General features: G+C 68.1%; 1 protein-coding gene and 4 pseudogenes. 4 read left to right on the top strand and 1 reads right to left on the bottom strand.

Annotated features, from left to right (window positions below):
- Positions 1-631 (top strand): annotated as a pseudogene (locus IF89_RS48635) (transposase family protein); the annotation flags it as partial.
- Here IF89_RS48635 and IF89_RS0134790 read toward each other — a convergent pair.
- On the bottom strand, positions 609-1,523 hold the full coding sequence (locus IF89_RS0134790) for an IS4 family transposase (RefSeq protein WP_234328019.1): 915 nt from the start codon (positions 1,521-1,523) through the stop codon (positions 609-611). The pseudogene IF89_RS48635 and the gene IF89_RS0134790 overlap by 23 nt on opposite strands.
- Positions 1,524-1,739: 216 nt before the next feature.
- Here IF89_RS0134790 and IF89_RS43700 point away from each other — a divergent pair.
- The 3 pseudogenes from IF89_RS43700 to IF89_RS49950 form a co-directional block, all read left to right on the top strand.
- Positions 1,740-1,910 (top strand): annotated as a pseudogene (locus IF89_RS43700) (IS110 family transposase); the annotation flags it as partial.
- Positions 1,911-1,930: 20 nt separating this feature from the next.
- Positions 1,931-2,509, top strand: a pseudogene (locus IF89_RS39135) (IS4 family transposase); the annotation flags it as partial.
- 366 nt (positions 2,510-2,875) lie between these two features.
- Positions 2,876-3,055: pseudogene (locus IF89_RS49950) on the top strand (IS630 family transposase); the annotation flags it as partial.
- Between the last annotated feature and the right edge of the window lie 99 nt (positions 3,056-3,154).

The following is a 3,154-nucleotide window of genomic DNA, read 5'->3' as shown; positions in this document are numbered from 1 at the left end:
GCGTTGGTGTACCTGCGGAGGAATGACACCCTGCAGCAGGTGGCGGCCGGCTTCGGCATCAGCGTCGGCACCGCACATGCGTGCGTACACGCGACGGTGCAGCACCTGGCCCGCCCCGCCGCTGGCCTGACCGCCGCACTGCGGTCGGCCGATGCCCCGTACGTCCTGCTGGACGGCACCCTCGCCGGGTGCGACCGGGTCGGCGACAGCCGAGGCGACTATTCGGGCAAGCACCGCCGCCATGGTCATCACCGCACCCGACGGCATCACCGCACCCGACGGCAGGCTCGTATGGATCTCGCCTGCCCTGCCAGGCCGTGTCCATGACCTGACCGCCGCCCGCCGGCACCGGATCATCGCTACCTGCCTCCGACTCGGAATCCCTGTCCTGGCCGACAAGGCCTATCAGGGAGTCGGCGACATCGCCGCCGTCCCGCACCGGAGGAAGCCCGGCAAAGACCTCACCGTCAAACAGCGGTCCGCCAACCGGGCGCACTCGCGACTCCGCTGGCCCGTCGAGAGAACGATCGCCCGGATCAAGACCTGGAGGATCTTCCGCAGAGCCCGCTGCAGCCCCAACAAACTCACGTCAATCGCCCGAGCCATCCTCACCCAGGAGGCTCATCGCTGAAAACGCTCAGTTCGGCGAGTTCGCTGGCTGGGTACTTCTCGTGGTCCAGCAGGCTTGTGATGAGCCGGACCACTGCGGCTTGGCCGTCGATCCGGTACTCGATCACCCGGACCAGTGCCGGCGGCGCCTTCACCGTCCCGGCCGCCTTGCTGTGCTTGTTCGCCTCGATGCGGGCCAGGTAGCTCCCGTCGGCCAGGACGTCCTGGACCCTGCGGGCCTTGCGCTGTTCGGTCCGCCACAGCAGGTGGGTGCCTCGGTCGCGCAGACGGTGCCAGCGGGCCAGGCCCCACAGCCCGCGGTCGGCCAGCAGCAGTGTTCCCTCACCGGCGTGCCTGTCGAGCTCGTCGGAAACGATCCGCTCAGAGTCTTTCCAGCCTCCGATCACCGCGTCCAGCACCGTGTGGGAAGAGCACTCCGCGACCGCGACCACCCGGGCCATGGGATAGCCCATCGGACTGCGCTGCGAGCCCGACTTGCCGAAGGCCTCCCGGTTTCCGGCGGAATCAGGAACGGCCAGCAGCATCCCGTCCAGGGCCAGGACACGCAGGCCGCGAAAGAGGTCTCTCTTCTGGCCCAAGGGGCGGACGGCGGCCCGGTGCAAGTCGCGCATCACCCGCCATCCCAGCCGCTGCCTGGCCCTGGCCAGCGACGACTTGTTCACCCCGGACCACTCCCGCAATCCCGGCACACCCGCTTTGAGCAGCCGCAGAACCTCTAGGGAGTCCACCCGCGGGAACAGGCACAACGCGAGGACGAAGTACACCGTGAACCGGGCCGACAGCAGACGCCGGCGCTTCTCCGTGCACCCCGCCTCACCTACGACCCGGTCCACCAGTTCAGGCGGGCACGACCGGGTCAAGATCCCCAACCCCAGCCACTCCAGACGCGACACCAACACGAACGGCCCCACAGCCGACCCGCCCCAAAAGCAACGGCATTGTTGTTCATGATCCGGGGGGTGGTGTCACCGGGCCCGGAGGCATCGACGGACCGCTGATGAGGGGCTTGAGCACCGGCTTCACCCGAGCGGATGAGCTCTCCGTAACGTGGATGTGACAGCGCGGTGCCGAGGCAAGGCCGGACGAAAGCGTGATGGAGGGGCCTGCACGTGATCGACACCGGCGACATCGACGTCTTCCTCGGCCTGGACGTCGGCAAGGGCGAACACCACGCCACCGCCGTCACACCGGCCGGGAAGAAAGCCTTCGACAAGCGCCTGCCCAACACCGAGCCCAAGCTCCGCGAGCTCTTCGCGAAACTCCAGACCAAGCCGAGTACTTCGGGCGGGCGCGCTCCGACCGTGGCGCCGGGGCGTTTCCTCAGGTGCGGGCGATGCTCCTGGCGGGGTGCGGCACCCATGCCGTCTTCGGCGCCGCCCTGGGCCCCTTTACGGTCAGTGAGGCGCTGGCAGAGCGACTGGGGGGCCGGCTGGAGCCGGGGATGCTGGTGCTGGCCGACCGGAACTTTCCCGCGTTCCCGCGCTGGCGGGCCGCGAAGGCCCGCGGCACTGATCTGCTGTGGCGGGTGAAGAGCAACGCGGTTCTGCCGTTGTGCCGCCAGCTGGAGGACGGCTCCTACCTGTCGCAGATCTGCGCGGCGAAGGACTGCTACCAGTGCTCCGATCCCGAGCACGTCCGGGTCATCGAGTACACCCTGGACGGCGGGAGCGAGGTCTACCGGCTGATCACCACCATCCTTGACCCGGAGCAGGCCCCTGCCCGGGAACTGGCCGTCCTATACCACCAGCGGTGGGAGATCGAGTCGCTGCTGGACGAGCTGAAGGTCCACCAGAGCGCGGGCTCCGCCCTGCGCTCCAAGAGCCCTGACGGTGTCGCCCAGGAGGTCCACGGGATGCTGCTGGTACACCACGCACTATGACAACAACTCGCCCACCTGGCTGCCCGGTCACGCGGCGTCGATCCGGACCGGATCTCCTTCACCCGCACCCTGCACGCCGCCCCCGCTCAGGCGGGCTTTTCCCCCCGGACGACTGGACAGGGCCCTTGACCGGACACTGGCTGAGATCACCGGCAGGCTCCTGCCGCAGCATCGGCCGCGTTCCTATCCCCGCGTGGTCAAGCGGAAGATGTCCCACTGACGCCTGAAACGGCCCGAGCATCGTCACCAGCGGCACCGGTCATCCCCGACGCCCGAGAGATCACCAACACACCGACCTCACGGACCACCTCGAAGGCCAAACGCAAACTCCCACGAGGCACGTACGTCAGCAGCATTGGCCCTTAAGCACCCGACCTCAATCCCGTCGAGGCCGTCTGGTCGCTCGTCCGCAGGGCAATGGCCAGCACCGCCTTCGACACACCCAACGACTTCGGCCGCAAGCTCCGCCACGAGTTACGCAGGATCCAGCTCCGGCCCCACCTGATCGACGGCTGCCTCACCGCCACAAGCCTGGCCATAACCCCACTGAGCTTGTTCCGCTTTGGCGGACACTTTTGGTGTGTGGTCAGGCCGCCAAGGCGGTCTCGTATTCGGCAGGGCTGCGGTAGCCGAGGCTGCTGTGGA

The organism is Streptomyces sp. NRRL F-2664, from assembly GCF_000719345.1.
Taxonomy (GTDB): Bacteria; Actinomycetota; Actinomycetes; order Streptomycetales; family Streptomycetaceae; genus Streptomyces.
The sequence above is the reverse complement of the archived record's forward strand: the minus strand, read 5'-3'. Positions and strand labels throughout refer to the sequence as shown.